Annotated in this window: 14 protein-coding genes; 1 reads left to right on the forward strand and 13 read right to left on the reverse strand. The window is 64.1% G+C overall.

The window, feature by feature from the left end; genetic code table 11:
* Window positions 1–269 precede the first annotated feature (269 nt).
* From OKB81_RS15020 to OKB81_RS15040, 5 genes are all read right to left on the reverse strand, one after another.
* Window positions 270–1133, reverse strand: coding sequence for a cobalamin-binding protein (locus tag OKB81_RS15020; RefSeq protein ID WP_202395174.1), 864 nt, complete (start codon window positions 1131–1133; stop codon window positions 270–272).
* Window positions 1126–2058, reverse strand: coding sequence for a cobalamin biosynthesis protein CobD/CbiB (locus tag OKB81_RS15025; RefSeq protein WP_052815499.1), 933 nt, complete (start codon window positions 2056–2058; stop codon window positions 1126–1128). The genes OKB81_RS15020 and OKB81_RS15025 overlap by 8 nt, the downstream gene beginning before the upstream one ends.
* A 26-nt stretch (window positions 2059–2084) precedes the next feature.
* Window positions 2085–2777: a 5'-methylthioadenosine/S-adenosylhomocysteine nucleosidase gene (mtnN, locus tag OKB81_RS15030; protein ID WP_048208668.1), complete on the reverse strand. Its 693-nt coding sequence runs from the start codon at window positions 2775–2777 to the stop codon at window positions 2085–2087.
* Between the two features lie 100 nt (window positions 2778–2877).
* Complete coding sequence (locus tag OKB81_RS15035) at window positions 2878–3636, reverse strand: substrate-binding periplasmic protein (RefSeq protein ID WP_160838825.1); 759 nt, start codon at window positions 3634–3636, stop codon at window positions 2878–2880.
* A gap of 142 nt (window positions 3637–3778) precedes the next feature.
* A complete protein-coding gene (locus OKB81_RS15040) occupies window positions 3779–4708 on the reverse strand; it encodes a ZIP family metal transporter (RefSeq protein WP_160838823.1) in 930 nt (309 codons plus the stop codon).
* Window positions 4709–5003: 295 nt separating this feature from the next.
* Here OKB81_RS15040 and OKB81_RS15045 point away from each other — a divergent pair, with 295 nt between their 5' ends.
* Entirely contained in the window at window positions 5004–6635 is a 1632-nt protein-coding gene (locus OKB81_RS15045; RefSeq protein ID WP_270670357.1) for a methyl-accepting chemotaxis protein, read from the forward strand.
* A 69-nt stretch (window positions 6636–6704) separates the two neighbouring features.
* Here OKB81_RS15045 and gloA read toward each other — a convergent pair whose 3' ends face one another.
* The 8 genes from gloA to rsxA form a co-directional block, all read right to left on the reverse strand.
* Complete coding sequence (gene gloA / locus OKB81_RS15050) at window positions 6705–7112, reverse strand: lactoylglutathione lyase (protein WP_010674310.1); 408 nt, start codon at window positions 7110–7112, stop codon at window positions 6705–6707.
* Between the two features lie 77 nt (window positions 7113–7189).
* Window positions 7190–7831 (reverse strand): endonuclease III, encoded by a 642-nt coding sequence (gene nth / locus OKB81_RS15055; protein WP_005302279.1) that lies wholly within the window; start codon window positions 7829–7831, stop codon window positions 7190–7192.
* A gap of 14 nt (window positions 7832–7845) precedes the next feature.
* A complete protein-coding gene (locus OKB81_RS15060) occupies window positions 7846–8604 on the reverse strand; it encodes an electron transport complex subunit E (RefSeq protein ID WP_010674312.1) in 759 nt (252 codons plus the stop codon).
* Window positions 8605–8620: 16 nt separating this feature from the next.
* Complete coding sequence (gene rsxG, locus OKB81_RS15065; protein ID WP_043156385.1) at window positions 8621–9253, reverse strand: electron transport complex subunit RsxG; 633 nt, start codon at window positions 9251–9253, stop codon at window positions 8621–8623.
* Window positions 9254–9296: 43 nt separating this feature from the next.
* Window positions 9297–10349 carry an electron transport complex subunit RsxD gene (gene rsxD, locus OKB81_RS15070; protein ID WP_160838819.1) on the reverse strand — a complete coding sequence of 351 codons (1053 nt, stop codon included), beginning with the start codon at window positions 10347–10349 and terminating at the stop codon, window positions 9297–9299.
* A gap of 3 nt (window positions 10350–10352) precedes the next feature.
* Window positions 10353–12653 carry an electron transport complex subunit RsxC gene (gene rsxC / locus OKB81_RS15075; RefSeq protein WP_270670358.1) on the reverse strand — a complete coding sequence of 767 codons (2301 nt, stop codon included), beginning with the start codon at window positions 12651–12653 and terminating at the stop codon, window positions 10353–10355.
* A gap of 14 nt (window positions 12654–12667) precedes the next feature.
* Window positions 12668–13234 (reverse strand): electron transport complex subunit RsxB, encoded by a 567-nt coding sequence (gene rsxB, locus OKB81_RS15080; RefSeq protein WP_042017194.1) that lies wholly within the window; start codon window positions 13232–13234, stop codon window positions 12668–12670.
* A 4-nt stretch (window positions 13235–13238) separates the two neighbouring features.
* Complete coding sequence (rsxA, locus tag OKB81_RS15085) at window positions 13239–13820, reverse strand: electron transport complex subunit RsxA (RefSeq protein WP_039038677.1); 582 nt, start codon at window positions 13818–13820, stop codon at window positions 13239–13241.
* Window positions 13821–13997: the final 177 nt, after the last annotated feature.

The raw sequence follows: 13997 nt of genomic DNA on the forward strand, positions 1-13997 counted from the left end.
ATTTACTGGTAACCCATTGATATTAAATGACTAAAATTTTCATTTTTTGTTCGTGGGATACTTGTTCGCACTTTCCCAAGTTCTTGACCGTATTGGCGCAAGGGCTGCAGCAATCAGGGCTGGCCAGCGATATTACACTTTATGCGCTATTAAAGACTGGTAATGATTAATGCAGGGAAAATATTTATCATCTCTATTATGGTAGAATCAACTCCCCCTTTATCTATGCAGATAGATGTGATTCTGAAAGTTGTTAATCCATTGCACTGTCATTTATTGCCTGGTAATTGATCTGCTTGAGAGGTCAGCGTCGATAGTTTTATCGCCTCACACAGCTGCTCCACCGCATTGAGGGCCCGCGGGGTGAAGCGGTGCAGCTCATCGGCGTTGATGAGGGCGAGCCGTTGGTGTTTGACGGCGTCCAGCATGGGCCACTGCCGCCAGTGATCCAGCACAGAAGGATCCCGGCCGCCAGCCAGGATGAGCCCGGGATTGGCCTTGATCACCTGCTCCAGCCCGACCTGGGGGTAGGCTGCTCCCGTATTCGCCATGATGTTGCGTCCGCCGCAGAGGGTGATGGCCTGCCCCGGCCAGGTCGAATTATTGACGCTGGTGAGCGGCGGGTACCAGAGCTGATAGAAGACAGACAGGGGCTTGGGCTCGCCGTAGCGCGCCGCCAGGGCGTCGAGCCGGGTCAGATAGGCGCGGGCTTGCTCGTCGGCTCTGGGCGTGAGCCCGAGCAGGTGCCCCAGGCTGCGCATCTCGGTGGCCAGGGAGGCAAAGTCGGTGGGCTCCGAGTAGAAGACGGGAATGCCGAGACGCTCGACCGGGCCCAGCATACGGGCCTGGGCGGAGCGCCAGGCCACTACCAGATCCGGCTTCTGGGCCAGCAGCGCCTCGAGGTTGATACTGCGATAGTTGGCCACCCGGGGGAGGTTGGCCACCTCGGCGGGGTAATCGGAGGCATCGTCGGTGGCGACCACGCGATCCCCGGCGCCGATATCGAACAGCAGTTCCGTCAGATGGGGAGTGAGGCTCACGATGCGCTGCGGCGGGGTGGCCATGGCGCACAGTGAGGTGCCCAGCAGGCAGACAAGCAGGCCCAGGGCACGAAGGGAAACGCGATCAGCCATGATTGAGCGCCATCCATGTCAGGAGCAGCGAGAGCCCGAGCCAGCCCCAGCCGGTCAGTTGCAGACGTTGCAGCAGGCGCAGGGGCAGGTTGGCATCGGGTTCGCTCCCCTCATCAAATACTGGAAAGCGCACCAGCTGGCCCTGATAGTAGCGGGGGCCGCCGAGTCGGCGGCCCGTGGCCCGGGCCAGCAGCGCGAGCAGGACTCCCATGGCGGGATGAGGCCAATGCAGCGCAGGCCGCACTCTGTTGCCCAGCCCACGCACCTGGGTCAGGCACAGGGGGAGTGCCAGCAGCAGGATGGCGGGGGCGCAGAAACCCTGATAGAGCGCCGCAGCCGGGCGGCCGAAGTGGACGAACGCGCTTTGCTTGGGGTTCCACGCCAGATGGGTCAACTGGGCGAGCCGCACCAGCAGGGCACCCTGTACCCCGGCCAGGGCAAAGCCCAGCAGGGGGGCGGCCCACTGACCCACGAGGCGCAGTACGCAGGTCTCGCTCACCGCCTTGTTCAACCCCATCACCGAGAGCTTGCCGGTCTCCCGCTTGAGCCAGGGGGCGACCTGCAGCCTCGCCACGACCAGCGTCTCCTGGGTCGCCAGGGCGCGGCTCCCCCGGGCGAGTTCCCGCAAGGGGCGGGATTCGAGCATCAGCAGCAGGAACAGGAGGTCGAACAGGGGCTCGGACAGGGAGAGATTGCGCACCGCCCAGAGACCGGCAGCGCAGGGCACCCAGACCACCAGCAGGGCAAGGAGCCCGGCCTGGCTCTGCTGGCGTGGCGTGCCGTCGGGGCGATAGACCTTCTGGCCGAGGCGGGTGAGCAGAGGCACGGCTGCGCCGGGTCGAAAGCGTGCGGGCCAGGGCAGCAGGGCCTCCAGTAGGGCGGCCCCCACCATGATGGCCGCCGTCGTGGAGGCGAGGGCGGTCATCAGAGCATCCCAGGAGGGGGCGTCGATCACAGCTTGCCGAGCAGCGCGATGATCACTTCGGCGGAGTGTTGACCCGCCACCTCGATGAAGGCATCGAAGGATTCCACCTGCTCCTTGCCGGCGATGTCCGACATGGCCCGTACCACCAGATAGGGCACCTTGAACATGTGGCACACCTGGCCGATGGCGGCCCCTTCCATCTCCACCGCCAGCATCTGCGGGAAGTCGGCACGGGCTTTCGCGATGGCGTCCGGCTTGCACATGAACTGATCGCCGGTGCAGATGAGCCCGACCTTGGTCTGGTGCTTGCCTTGCTCGGCAATGCAGGCTTGTGCCAGGGCGATGAGTTTTTCGTCGCAGGGGAAGGCGGCGGGCTGCTGGGCCATCTGGCCCATCTCGTAACCGAAGGCGGTCACGTCCACGTCGTGGAAGCGCATCTCGTTCGCGATGACCACGTCACCGATGTGCAGATCCTGGGCGAAGCCGCCGGCGGAACCGGTGTTGATGACGCAATCGGGAGCGAACTTCTCCAGCAGCAGGCTGGTGGCGACGCTGGCGGCGACCTTGCCGATGCCGGATCGGGTCAGGATCACCTCTTTACCGGCCAGCTTGCCCTGATAGAACTCGCAGCCGCCCAGTTGCAGGGTGGTGGGCTCGCTCAGCTGGCTGCGCAGCAGGGCCACTTCCTGCTCCATGGCGCCGATAATACCTACTTTCATCATCTACCTCGTCTCGATGGCCGCTGGGCCGAAAAAGTTGGCGTGGATGATAGCAAAACTTGGCGGTGGCGCCGAGCATTGCGATGGCGCGGATGGGGGGTCAGGGGTAGCGTCTGGCCAGGGCGGCCAGTTCACCACTGTCTGCGAGCCGTTGCAGGGTGTTGGCGAACAGGGTCAGGCGCTCGGGGGCACTGTGGCGATGGAACAGAATGTAGAAGGGGGTCTCTTCCATCACGGTGGGGAGGATGCGGATCTTGTCGGCCAGCCCCTGTTCGCGCAAGTCGGACTCAAACCCCGGGGAGCGGTAGTAGACGAAACGGCCGCGCTTCATCAACAACTTCTCGTAGTTGGCCTGGTTGCTGATCCCGCCGCTGTCGATGATGAGGCCGCCGATGTCCTGGAGCCGGGCGATAGCACCGCTGCCATGGTTGATGAGGATGATGCCCCCCTGGCCGAGGGCCCTGACATCCTGCCAGCTGCGTATCTCGACGGGATCGTCACGGCGCACCGCCAGGTGGTAGCGCACCGTGAAGATGGCGGGGGTCAGGACGATGAAGTGATCCCGCCTGGCCGGGCTCTCTCCCACGCCGCAGATGAAGTCCAGCTGGCCGTGCTGCACCTTCTTTTCCAGCCGTCGCAGCGGCAGGAAGCGCTGATCTCCCTCAATGCGAAGGGCAGGCTCCCTCGCTTCCATGAGCCGGAAGAGATCGACGCAGATCCCGCCGACATGCCCGTCGGGGAGCGTCACGAACTTGGGGGACGACGCCTGTTGCGCGGCCGTATGAAAGACCTCGGTGGCGCCAATGGCCCTGGCGGTGAGGACAAGCAGGCACAGCAGCAGGATTATCCTGAGGGTCATCCGGGCAGGCTTCCGATGGGATTCAGGCGCCGTACATCAACCAGTCAAAGGGCGCCGGGGGCTCAACATTAGGCGATTTCCCCCTCTTATTTCAAGGGGTTCGCTCTGTCGTCACCGGGCGCACGGGGCTTGAGGGGGGTGATCAGCCGAGTGCGGTGTCGAGGGTCATCATCAGGGCGAAGCCTGCCATCAGGCCCAGGGTGGCGTGGGTCTGGTGGCCGTTGCGATGGGTTTCCGGGATCACTTCGTGGGAGACCACAAACAGCATGGCACCAGCCGCGAGCCCGAGACCGATGGGGTAGGCGATGGCCATGCCGCTGGCGAGTCCTACCCCGAGCAGGGCGCCGAGCGGTTCCAGCAGGCCGCTGCCGATGGCGACCAGCACGGCCACCGGCGGGCGAAAACCGGCTGCGCACATGGCCAGCGCTACCGCCAGCCCTTCGGGAATGTCCTGCAGGGCAATGGCGGTCGTGAGGGGCAGTCCCATCGTCATGTCCCCCTGGGAGAAGCTGACCCCGATGGCCATGCCTTCGGGTAGGTTGTGCAGGGCGATGGCGAAGACGAACAGCCAGACCCGTGAGCAGCTCTCATGGCCGGGACCACAAGGGCCGGTCTTGTCGTGTTCGTGAGGGGTGAATTGATCCAGTCCCAGCATCAGCAGCACCCCGAGGGTCATGCCGGCCACTACCACGGCGGCGGCGAGGAAGCCGTCACCCGTGATCCCCTCGGCGGCCTCGAGCCCCGGCAGCAGCAGTGAGAAGGCGCTCGCCGCCAGCATCATGCCGGCGGCGAACCCCAGCATGGCATCTTCCACCCGTTGGGGAACGGCGCGCAGGAACAGGGCAGGCAGGGCGCCCAGCGCCGTGGCGGCAAAACCCGCAGCGCCGCCGATGAGGCCATAGCGTACCCCGGGCGTGATCTCTCCTGCTGCCAGCATGACGAGACTCTGCACCAGGAGCAGCAGCACGGCGACCAGGGCGAGCAGCAGCCCCAGGGCGATGAGGGGGCGATCCGCTATCTGCTCGCGCAGTTGGACAGACCAGGAAGGGGAGAGGGTAGATACGTTGTCCATGGGGCCTCTGAAGACAGGAATGGGGAGAGACGAGCGGCCATTACATAACCTGGCCCCTGCTTTGTCCATGACTGCGGACCGATTGTGGCAATCGGCTCAAGTTTTGCGTCGAACTGGTCGCTCCTGTGCTGGCAGCCTCGTGGCGGGCACAAGGCCCGGCGTGGGGCGAGCGGGAAGCAAGGGATCCCCTCTCTTCGCTCCCATCGTCATTTCCCGTCAGGAGTCTCGGGTCACCGCTTACACGGATGTGATCATTGTGTCACTGCACATCTGCAGTCGAGGATCACCAGCCAACATGTCTTACAAGCATCTCTCCATCGGCAAGAAGATTGCCGCCGTCTTTGCGGTCATTGCCGTCATCAACGCCGTCTTCGGTCTGTTTCTCGCCACCGAACTGCGGGACATTCGGGATCGGGTATTGAACTTCACCGACTCCACCCTGCCAAGCGTGCTCTCGGTGGACAACCTGCTCTACGACGTCTCCTATGTGCGCCGTGCCCAGTTTGCCCTGCTGATGGTGGAAGATGCCGTCGACAGGCAGGTTCGCCGCGCCCGCATCCAGGAGAGCCTGGGCAAGGTGCAGCAGGTCATGGATGCCTACGAGGCAACCGTGGGAGCCGAGCATGAACGCCAGGCCTTCAACCGCGTCAAGCAGCAGTGGCTGCAATATCTGGGGGCCGTCAACCAGGTGGATGCCCTGTTGTTCCAGGGCAGCAGGGATGAGGCCAGGGAGGCGCTGTTTCGCTCGAACGGGCTCTACACCGAGCTGGAGCTGGCGGTGCGTGCCCTGGTGAAGGTGAATCTTGGCTTTGTGGAAGAGAACTGTGGCAGCCTGCTTGGCAGCGTCACCATGGTGATGACCTTTGCCGTGGTGAGCATCGCGACCCTGCTGATCTTCATGGGGGTCATGACCTGGTTCCTTACCCGCCAGATCTGCCTGCCCCTGCAAGCCGTGGTGGCCCAGGCCAATGCCATCGCCCTGGGGGATCTGACCCATCGGCTGGATCGCCAGCACATCGGGCAGGACGAACTGGGGATGCTGGCCAGCGCCTCCCTCAAGATGCAGGACAACCTGCGTGGGCTCATCGAGGAGGTGGCCGCCGCCGTGACCCAGCTGGGGGCCGCCATCGAGGAGGTGAGCGCGGTCTCCGAGCAATCATCCCAGGGGATCCAGAGCCAGCAGCAGGAGATAGCCCAGGTCGCCACCGCCATGGCCCAGATGAAGGCGACGGTAGCGGATGTGGCGGGCAACACCGAGGTGGCCTCGGAGTCGGCAAGCTCCGCCAATGCCCTGGCTCGTCGCGGCAGTCAGGATGTGCAGGGGGCCCTGGATGCCATCACCCGGGTGGCCGGTGAGATGGAACAGGCGGGCAACCTGGTGAGTGAACTGGAGAAAGAGTCCGCCCAGATCAACCTGGTGGTGGATGTCATTCGCGGCATTGCCGACCAGACCAACCTGCTGGCACTCAATGCCGCCATCGAGGCGGCCCGTGCCGGTGAGCAGGGGCGCGGCTTTGCGGTGGTGGCCGACGAGGTGCGCACCCTGGCGGGGCGTACCCAGGCCTCCACCGGCGAAATCGTCGCCATCATCGAGACCCTGCAGGCTCGTGCCAACCGGGCGAAGTCGGTGACCGGCCAGAGTTGCGAGATGATCCGCCAGTGCGTGAGCCAGAGCGAACGCACCAGCGCGGGCATTCGTCAGATTGAAGAGGCGGTGGCCCAGATAGCCGACATGGCGATCCAGATTGTCAGTGCCTGTGGCGAGCAGGATGCGGTCTCCGATGAGCTGGGCCGCAACGTGGCGCGCATCAACGACTCCTCCAACGAGGTCGCGACCGGCGCGGATCACACCGCCAAAGCCTGTCTGGAGCTGAGCCAGCTGGTGGCGGGTCTGCGCCAGAGCATGGGGCGCTTCCGCCTGGCCTGACGGTGGCCGCAGCCAATGAAAACGGGGCCCTGGGCCCCGTTGTTTTTCTGACCGCCAGGCAGCGTGGGCTCAGGCGCCCAGGCCGGTACCGGCGTCTTTCTTGGCAATCAGCTCAATCTTGTAGCCGTCCGGGTCTTCCACGAAGGCGATGACGGTGGTGCCGCCCTTCACCGGGCCCGGTTCGCGGGTGATCTTGGCGCCTGCGGCGCGCAGCGCCTCGCAGGTGGCATAGATGTCGTCCGCTTCCAGGGCGATGTGACCATAGGCGGAACCGAGCTCGTACTCGCTCACCCCCCAGTTGTAGGTGAGCTCGATGACGGCTTCATCCTTCTCGTCGCCGTAGCCGACGAAGGCCAGGGTGTACTTGTATTCGCTGTTCTCGCTCTTGCGCAGCAGTGTCATGCCCAGCACTCGGGTGTAGAAGTCGATGGAACGTTGCAGATCGCCGACGCGCAACATGGTATGCAGAATTCTCATTGCTCAATTCTCCGGGTTGGTGGATTGGTACTGCCTTGAATCCATTGCCCGAGACCGGATCCGCAGAGGCCTGCAGATCAACTCTCGGGATAGACCTTCTCTTTGTATTCGCACAAATCTTCGATGATGCAGGAGCCGCAGCGGGGCTTGCGGGCGAGACAGGTGTAACGCCCGTGCAGGATGAGCCAGTGATGCACGTCCAGCTTGAACTCGGCGGGGACCACCTTGAGCAGCTTCTCCTCCACCTGATCGACGTTCTTGCCCACTGCAAAGCCGGTGCGGTTGGAGACCCGGAAGATATGGGTGTCGACGGCGATGGTGGGCCAGCCGAAGGCGGTGTTGAGCACCACGTTGGCGGTCTTGCGGCCGACGCCGGGCAGGGCCTCGAGGGCCTCGCGATTCTCCGGCACCTCGCCGCCGTGGCGTTCCAGCAGAATGGCGCAGGTCTTGATGACGTTCTCAGCCTTGGTGTTGAACAGGCCAATGGTCTTGATGTACTCCTTGACCCCGTCCACCCCCAGATCCAGCATGGCCTGGGGGGTGTTGGCCACCGGATAGAGCTTGTCGGTGGCCTTGTTGACGCTCACGTCGGTGGCCTGGGCCGAAAGCAGCACAGCGATGAGCAGCTCGAAGGGCGTGGTGAAGTTGAGCTCTGTGGTGGGATGGGGGTTGTCATCGCGCAACCGCTCCAGGATCAGCCTGCGTTTCTGGTTGTTCATGGCTCTCTCTTGTCTCAGAGCTGGGTAGTGCGGGCGCCCGCCGCCGGCACGGTGCAGTGGGCCTTCTCGGCACTCTGCTTGCGGCCCATCCAGTCGTTGATGGCGTTTTTGCCGGCGATCATCAAACCGAGGCCGATGAAGCCGCCGGGGGGCAGGATCGCCAGCAGCAGGCTGGCGTCGGCGTGGAACAGCTCGACGCGCAATGACTTGGCCCAGTCACCCAGCAGCAGCTCGGCACCGTCAAACAGGGTGCCCATGCCGATGATCTCGCGAAGACCCCCCAGTACCAGCAGCACCAGGGTAAAGCCCAGCCCCATCATGAAGCCGTCGAGGGCGGCAAGCAGGGGCGGGTTCTTGGAGGCATAGGCTTCGGCGCGGCCGATGATGACGCAGTTGGTGACGATGAGGGCGATGAAGATGCCGAGCGCCTGATAGAGGCCGTAGGTGTAGGCGTTCATCAACAGCTGCACGCTGGTCACCAGGGCCGCGATAATCATCACGTAGACCGGGATGCGGATATCCTTGGGCACCCAGTTGCGCACCAGGGAGACGGCGAGGTTGGAGCAGACCAGTACCACCATGGTGGCAAGGCCGAGCCCCAACGCATTGGTAAAGGTGGAGGAGACCGCCAGGGTGGGGCAGAGTCCCAGCACCTGCACCAGGGAGGGGTTGTTCTTCCACAGTCCCTGCAGCATCAGCTCCTTGAGCTCTTCGCGGCGGCCACTTTCCCCGGCGGGTTGGCTGGCCGTGTCAATCACGTCGACTTGTTCCATAGCGTGTGCTCCGGCGTTAGGGGTTGGTATGGCAGGAGGGGGCATCGTGCAGCAGTTCGGGGTGCTCCTGTTGCAGCCTCAGCAAATTTTTCACCGCCTTGACCACGGCCCGCGGTGTGATGGTTGCCCCAGTGAAGGCGTCGAATTCGCCGCCATCCTTCTTCACCGCCCAGGTGGTGTCGTTGTCGGCCGTGAGGGACTTGCCGGTGAAGCTGTCGATCCAGCTGGATTTCTTCAGTTCTATCTTGTCACCAAGCCCCGGGGTTTCCTTGTGGGCCAGCACCCTGACCGCACTGACGGCCCCCTTGGCATCGGTGCCGACCACCATGCGAATGGCTCCACTGTAACCATCGGGGGCCACGGTTTCCAGCGCGTAGCCGGTATGCACCCCCTTGAGGGTGGCGGTATAGAGGGGCATGGGCTCATCGCTGCCCAGGTATTCCCGGCTGCTGACCAGCTTGCAACTGGCCACCAGATCGTTGTCATAACTCCCCTCGGGCAGCAGGGCCTGCAGGGTGCGCAGCTTCTCCAGCTCTTGCTGGTGGGCGATGCGATCCCGGGTCAGTTCGTTGGTCAGCACCACCATGGCGGTGCAGCCGAGGGCAAAGAGGGCCAGGGTCAGGCCATTCTTGCGCATGCTTTTCAACATGGGAGGCTCCCTGTCTCGCGTCTGTGGCAATTCAGATGTGGGTTCATTTGCGACGGGCTCCATAGACCTTGGGGCGGGTCAGACTGTCAATCAGGGGAACGCACAGGTTGGCCAGCAACACGGCGAAGGCGAAGGCATCCGGATAGCCGCCAAAACGGCGGATGACATAGACCAGCACGCCGATGAGCACACCGTAGACGAGGCGCCCCTTTGCGGTGGTGCTGGCACTCACCGGATCGGTGGCGATGAAGAAGGCCCCGAGCATGGTGGCACCGCTGAACAGGTGCAGCATGGGGGTGGCGGTGGCATCCGGGGTGGCCAGATAGCCCAGGGTGGCAGCGAGCAGCAATGCGCCCAGCACGGCAGTCGGAATGCGCCAGTTGATCACTTTCTGCTGGAGCAGGAAGAGGCCTCCCAGCAGGTAGCCGAGGTTGACCCAGCTCCAGCCGATACCACCCCAGCCCTCGAAGACCTTGTGGGTCATCACTTCGGTGGCGGTCAGTCCCTGGGTCAGTCCGGTCTTTAAGGTATCCAGCGGCGTGGCCATGGTCAGGCCATCCACCCCCTGCTTGAGCTGCAGCATGCTGTAGCCGTCGAGGCTGAAGCCGGTGAAGATCACCGAGGCCGCATCGGCGAAGCCGATGTCGTAGGCGGCGATGCTGGAGGGGGGCAGCCAGCTGGTCATCTGGGCCGGGAAGGAGACCAGCAGCAGCACATAGGCCACCATGGCAGGATTGAACAGGTTCTGACCGAGCCCGCCATAGAGATGCTTGGCGATGATGATGGCGAACGCCGTGCCCAGCACCAGCATCCACCAGGGCAGCAGGGGGGGCAGGGAGAGACCGATGAGCACGGCGGTGAGCGCCGCGCTGCCATCCAGCAGGGCCGGTTTGACGGGGCGGCCGCGCAGGCGAAGGACCAGGGCCTCCGAACCCAGGGCCGTGACCAGCGCCAGCAGGATCTGGATCAGGGTCCCCCAGCCGAAGAACCAGGTCTGCGCCAGGAAGCCGGGCAGGCAGGCCAGGCTCACCAGCACCATCAGGGTCTGGGTCTGTTTGCGGTTGTGGGCAAAGGGCGCACTCGCGATATTGAACATGGGTCAGTGGCTCTTGTCGGTCGAAGGGGAGGAGGCAGCCTCGGCCGCCAGCTTCTTGGCTTTGGCCCGGGCGATGGCGGCGGCGATGGCCGCCTTCTTGGGGTCCACCTCGGCGGCGGGCTCGGATGCGGCGGCCAGGGCCTCAACGGCGTTATCGGTTGTGTTCACGGATGTCTTATCCGCGTCCATCGGCGTGTCCCCTTGCGCCAGGGCGGCTTTCTTGGCCTTGGCCCGGGCGATGGCGGCGGCAATGGCCGCCTTCTTGGGGTCCACCTCGGCGGCGGGCCCGGATGCGGCAGCCGGGGCCTCAACGGCGTGTTCGGTTGTGTTCACGGATGTCTCACCCGCGACCACAGGCCCATCACCTTGCGCCTGAGCAGCCTTCTTGGCCTTGGCCCGGGCGATGGCGGCGGCAATGGCCGCCTTCTTGGGGTCCACCTCTGCGGCGGGTTTGGATGCGGCGGCCGGGGCCTCAACAGCGTTATCGCTTGTGTTCACAGATGTCTCACCCGCGACCACCGGCCCATCACCTTGCGCCTGGGCGGCTTTCTTGGCCTTGGCCCGTGCCAGGGCGGCGGCGATGGCGGCCTTCTTGGGAGCCAGCTCTGCCTTGGAATGTTGCTCCCCTGGTGCCGGGGTGTCAGCAAGCCCATTGCCCTCGCCATTGGCGGCCTTGGCGGCACGACGGGCGATGGCCTCCTGCTTGCGCGCCTCACGGGCGGCAATCATGGCCTCGTTGTCCGGTGCGGGTTCACTCACGGCCACCTGGGCCGTCTCCTGTTTGGCCTTGATGCGGGCCAGGGCGGCGGCGACCGGATCTTCGCCCCCGGCCGTCGTCATGGCCTGGCGACGCTGGGCTGCGGCCTCGGCGTGGCGGGCTTCGCGGGCCGCCTTCTCACGCTCGAAGCGAGCCTGCTTGGCCTCGAAGCGCTGCTTGGCACGTTCGGCCTTCTCGGCCTCGGCACGGGCCTCGCGGATGTCATCCTTGGCGATCTTGTAGTACTGCACCAGGGGGATTTCGCTCGGGCAGACCCAGGCACAGGCGCCGCACTCGATACAGTCAAAGAGGTTGAGCTTCTCGGCCTTGTCATACTCCTTGACCCGGCTGTACCAGTAAAGCTCCTGGGGCAGCAGGGTGGCGGGGCAGGCATCGGCGCAGGCACTGCAACGGATGCAGGCCTGTTCCGGGCCGGGGGGCGGCAGCTCGGCGCGGGTGGGGGAGAGCAGGCAGTTGGTGGCCTTGACCACGGGGACCATGGCGTGGGGCAGGGTGAAGCCCATCATGGGGCCCCCCATGATGACCCGCTGATCCGCCTCCGGTTGCAGCTCGAAACGCTGGAGCAGCCAGCGTACCGGCGTGCCCAGACGCACCCAGGCATTGCCGGGTTTCTTGAAGGCGTCGCCGGTGAGGGTGACGATGCGCTCGATGAGCGGCTCCCCATCGATGATGGCGCGCTTGATGGCAAAGACGGTGGCGACGTTGAGCACCATGATGCCCATGTCCACCGCCCGGCCTCCTTTGGGCACCTGGCGTCCGGTGAGCAGCTCTATGGTCTGTTTGGCGCCGCCGGAGGGGTACTTGGTCGGTACCGACTTGACCAGCACGTCGGCGTCGCTGGCATGGCGGGTCAGGGCCTCGATGGCCGCCGGTTTGTTGTCTTCCACCCCGATCAGGGTGAGCTTGGGCTTGAGCAGGTGCTTGAGTACCCGGATGCCGTCCATGATCTCGTCGGCGTACTCCTGCATCAACCTGTCATCCGTGGTGATGTAGGGTTCGCACTCCAGCCCGTTGACGATGAGGATCTCGGTGAGCTGGCCACGGCCGTCGAGCTTGCTGTGGGTCGGGAAGACGGCGCCGCCGAGCCCGGCGATGCCGGCCTGCTGGATGCGCTCGAGCAACTCCCCCCGCTCCAGGTTCCAGTAGTCAGGCTGGGGTGTGCGCTCGCCCCAGGCATCGTCTCCGTCCGGGGTGAGGAGGATGCAGAGATCGTCAAGACCGGAGGGGTGCGCCACCGTGTGCTGCTCGATGGCGGTGATGGTGCCCGAGGTGGAAGCGTGCACCGGCACGATGCGTCCCTTGTCAAAACGGGTGAGGGGTTGCCCCTTCTTGACCTTGTCCCCCACCCGCACCAGCAGTTCGCCGGCCGGACCCGCGTGCTGGCGCACCGGAATGATGAGCTGGGGGGGAAGGCCCGCGTCAACGACGGGGGTCAGGCTGGACTGGTGCTTGTTCTCGGGGGGATGGATGCCGCCGTGAAAATCCCACAGAGTGCCGGCTTTGATGCGTTCGAGCAGATGCTGCATGGTTACTCCGCTGTTTATTCCACTATCTTGACCGGAATGGCGACCTTGGCCAGATCCCATTTCCAGTTGTCGACCGTGGTCGGCACCGGGATCATTTCGATACAGTCGGTCGGGCAGGGGTCGACGCAGAGGTCGCACCCGGTGCACTCGGCCGCGATGACGGTGTGCATCGCCTTGGTGGCACCCAGGATGGCGTCGACCGGACAGGCCTGGATGCACTTGGTGCAACCGATGCACATGTCTTCGTGAATGAAGGCCACCTTCTTGACGGGGATTGCCGCGTCTTCACCGCCGTCCAGAGACTGGGGCTCGACCCCCATCAGGTCGGCAATCTTGCGCATGGTGGCGTCGCCACCGGGCACGCACTTGTTGATCTTGTCGCCATTGGCCAGGGCTTCGGCGTAGGGTTTGCAGCCCGGGTAACCGCACTGGCCGCACTGGGTCTGGGGCAACAGGGCATCGAGCTGATCGACGATGGGGTCGGCCTGCACATGAAACTTGACGGCGGCAAAGCCGAGAATAATGCCGAAGGCCAGGGCAAGCAGGGCCAGCACCAGAATGGCAAAGAGTATGTGAATCATAGCGTTATATCTTGATGAGGCCGGTAAAGCCCATGAAGGCCAGCGACATCAGGCCAGCGGTGACCATGGCGATGGAGACGCCACGAAACGGTGCCGGCACGTCGGCGGCCACCAGCCGTTCACGCATGGCGGCAAACAGGATCAGCACCAGAGAGAAGCCGACGGCGGCCCCGAAGCCGTAGATGATGCTCTGGATGAAGTTGTGGCGCTCGTTGATGCTGAGCAGCGCCACGCCGAGCACGGCACAGTTGGTGGTGATGAGCGGCAGGAAGATGCCGAGCAGGCGATAGAGGGTCGGGCTGCTTTTGCGGATCACCATCTCGGTGAACTGGACCACCACGGCGATCACCAGAATGAAGCCCAGGGTGCGCAGGTAGGCGATCTCCAGCGGGATCAGGATATAGTGCTCCATCAGATAGGAGCAGGCGCTGGCCAGCGTCATGACGAAGGTGGTGGCCAGACCCATGCCGATGGCGGTTTCCAGCTTGCCGGAGACACCCATGAAGGGGCAAAGGCCGAGGAACTTCACCAGCACGAAGTTGTTGATCAGCACGGTGCCGACCAGTAAAAGCAGGTACTCAGTCATTGAAGATGGGTTATCCGGTATGAAGGCGGCCGTATTATCTGATGTTAGGTGCCTTTAGACAACCGCAAGGCCGTATGGTTATTATTCGAATGCCCAATTCTTGACATCCTCCCCCACCTTAGCGCTTCGCGTCACAGGAGGGGGATCCCCATTACTGGGTGATAGCTGCTCGCGCAG

The sequence above is a fragment of the Aeromonas sp. QDB56 genome (genome assembly GCF_027705505.1).
GTDB classification, from domain to species: Bacteria; Pseudomonadota; Gammaproteobacteria; order Enterobacterales; family Aeromonadaceae; genus Aeromonas; species Aeromonas caviae.

What these genes read in the sequence shown, in the direction of transcription:
- OKB81_RS15045 (WP_270670357.1), top strand. Translation starts at nt 5,004, where the DNA reads ATGTCTTACAAGCATCTCTCCATCGGCAAGAAGATTGCCGCCGTCTTT.
- OKB81_RS15060 (WP_010674312.1), bottom strand. Translation starts at nt 8,604, where the DNA reads ATGGAACAAGTCGACGTGATTGACACGGCCAGCCAACCCGCCGGGGAA.
- rsxA (WP_039038677.1), bottom strand. Translation starts at nt 13,820, where the DNA reads ATGACTGAGTACCTGCTTTTACTGGTCGGCACCGTGCTGATCAACAAC.
- rsxG (WP_043156385.1), bottom strand. Translation starts at nt 9,253, where the DNA reads ATGTTGAAAAGCATGCGCAAGAATGGCCTGACCCTGGCCCTCTTTGCC.
- OKB81_RS15025 (WP_052815499.1), bottom strand. Translation starts at nt 2,058, where the DNA reads ATGACCGCCCTCGCCTCCACGACGGCGGCCATCATGGTGGGGGCCGCC.
- rsxC (WP_270670358.1), bottom strand. Translation starts at nt 12,653, where the DNA reads ATGCAGCATCTGCTCGAACGCATCAAAGCCGGCACTCTGTGGGATTTT.
- mtnN (WP_048208668.1), bottom strand. Translation starts at nt 2,777, where the DNA reads ATGAAAGTAGGTATTATCGGCGCCATGGAGCAGGAAGTGGCCCTGCTG.
- nth (WP_005302279.1), bottom strand. Translation starts at nt 7,831, where the DNA reads ATGAACAACCAGAAACGCAGGCTGATCCTGGAGCGGTTGCGCGATGAC.
- OKB81_RS15040 (WP_160838823.1), bottom strand. Translation starts at nt 4,708, where the DNA reads ATGGACAACGTATCTACCCTCTCCCCTTCCTGGTCTGTCCAACTGCGC.
- gloA (WP_010674310.1), bottom strand. Translation starts at nt 7,112, where the DNA reads ATGAGAATTCTGCATACCATGTTGCGCGTCGGCGATCTGCAACGTTCC.
- OKB81_RS15035 (WP_160838825.1), bottom strand. Translation starts at nt 3,636, where the DNA reads ATGACCCTCAGGATAATCCTGCTGCTGTGCCTGCTTGTCCTCACCGCC.
- OKB81_RS15020 (WP_202395174.1), bottom strand. Translation starts at nt 1,133, where the DNA reads ATGGCTGATCGCGTTTCCCTTCGTGCCCTGGGCCTGCTTGTCTGCCTG.
- rsxD (WP_160838819.1), bottom strand. Translation starts at nt 10,349, where the DNA reads ATGTTCAATATCGCGAGTGCGCCCTTTGCCCACAACCGCAAACAGACC.
- rsxB (WP_042017194.1), bottom strand. Translation starts at nt 13,234, where the DNA reads ATGATTCACATACTCTTTGCCATTCTGGTGCTGGCCCTGCTTGCCCTG.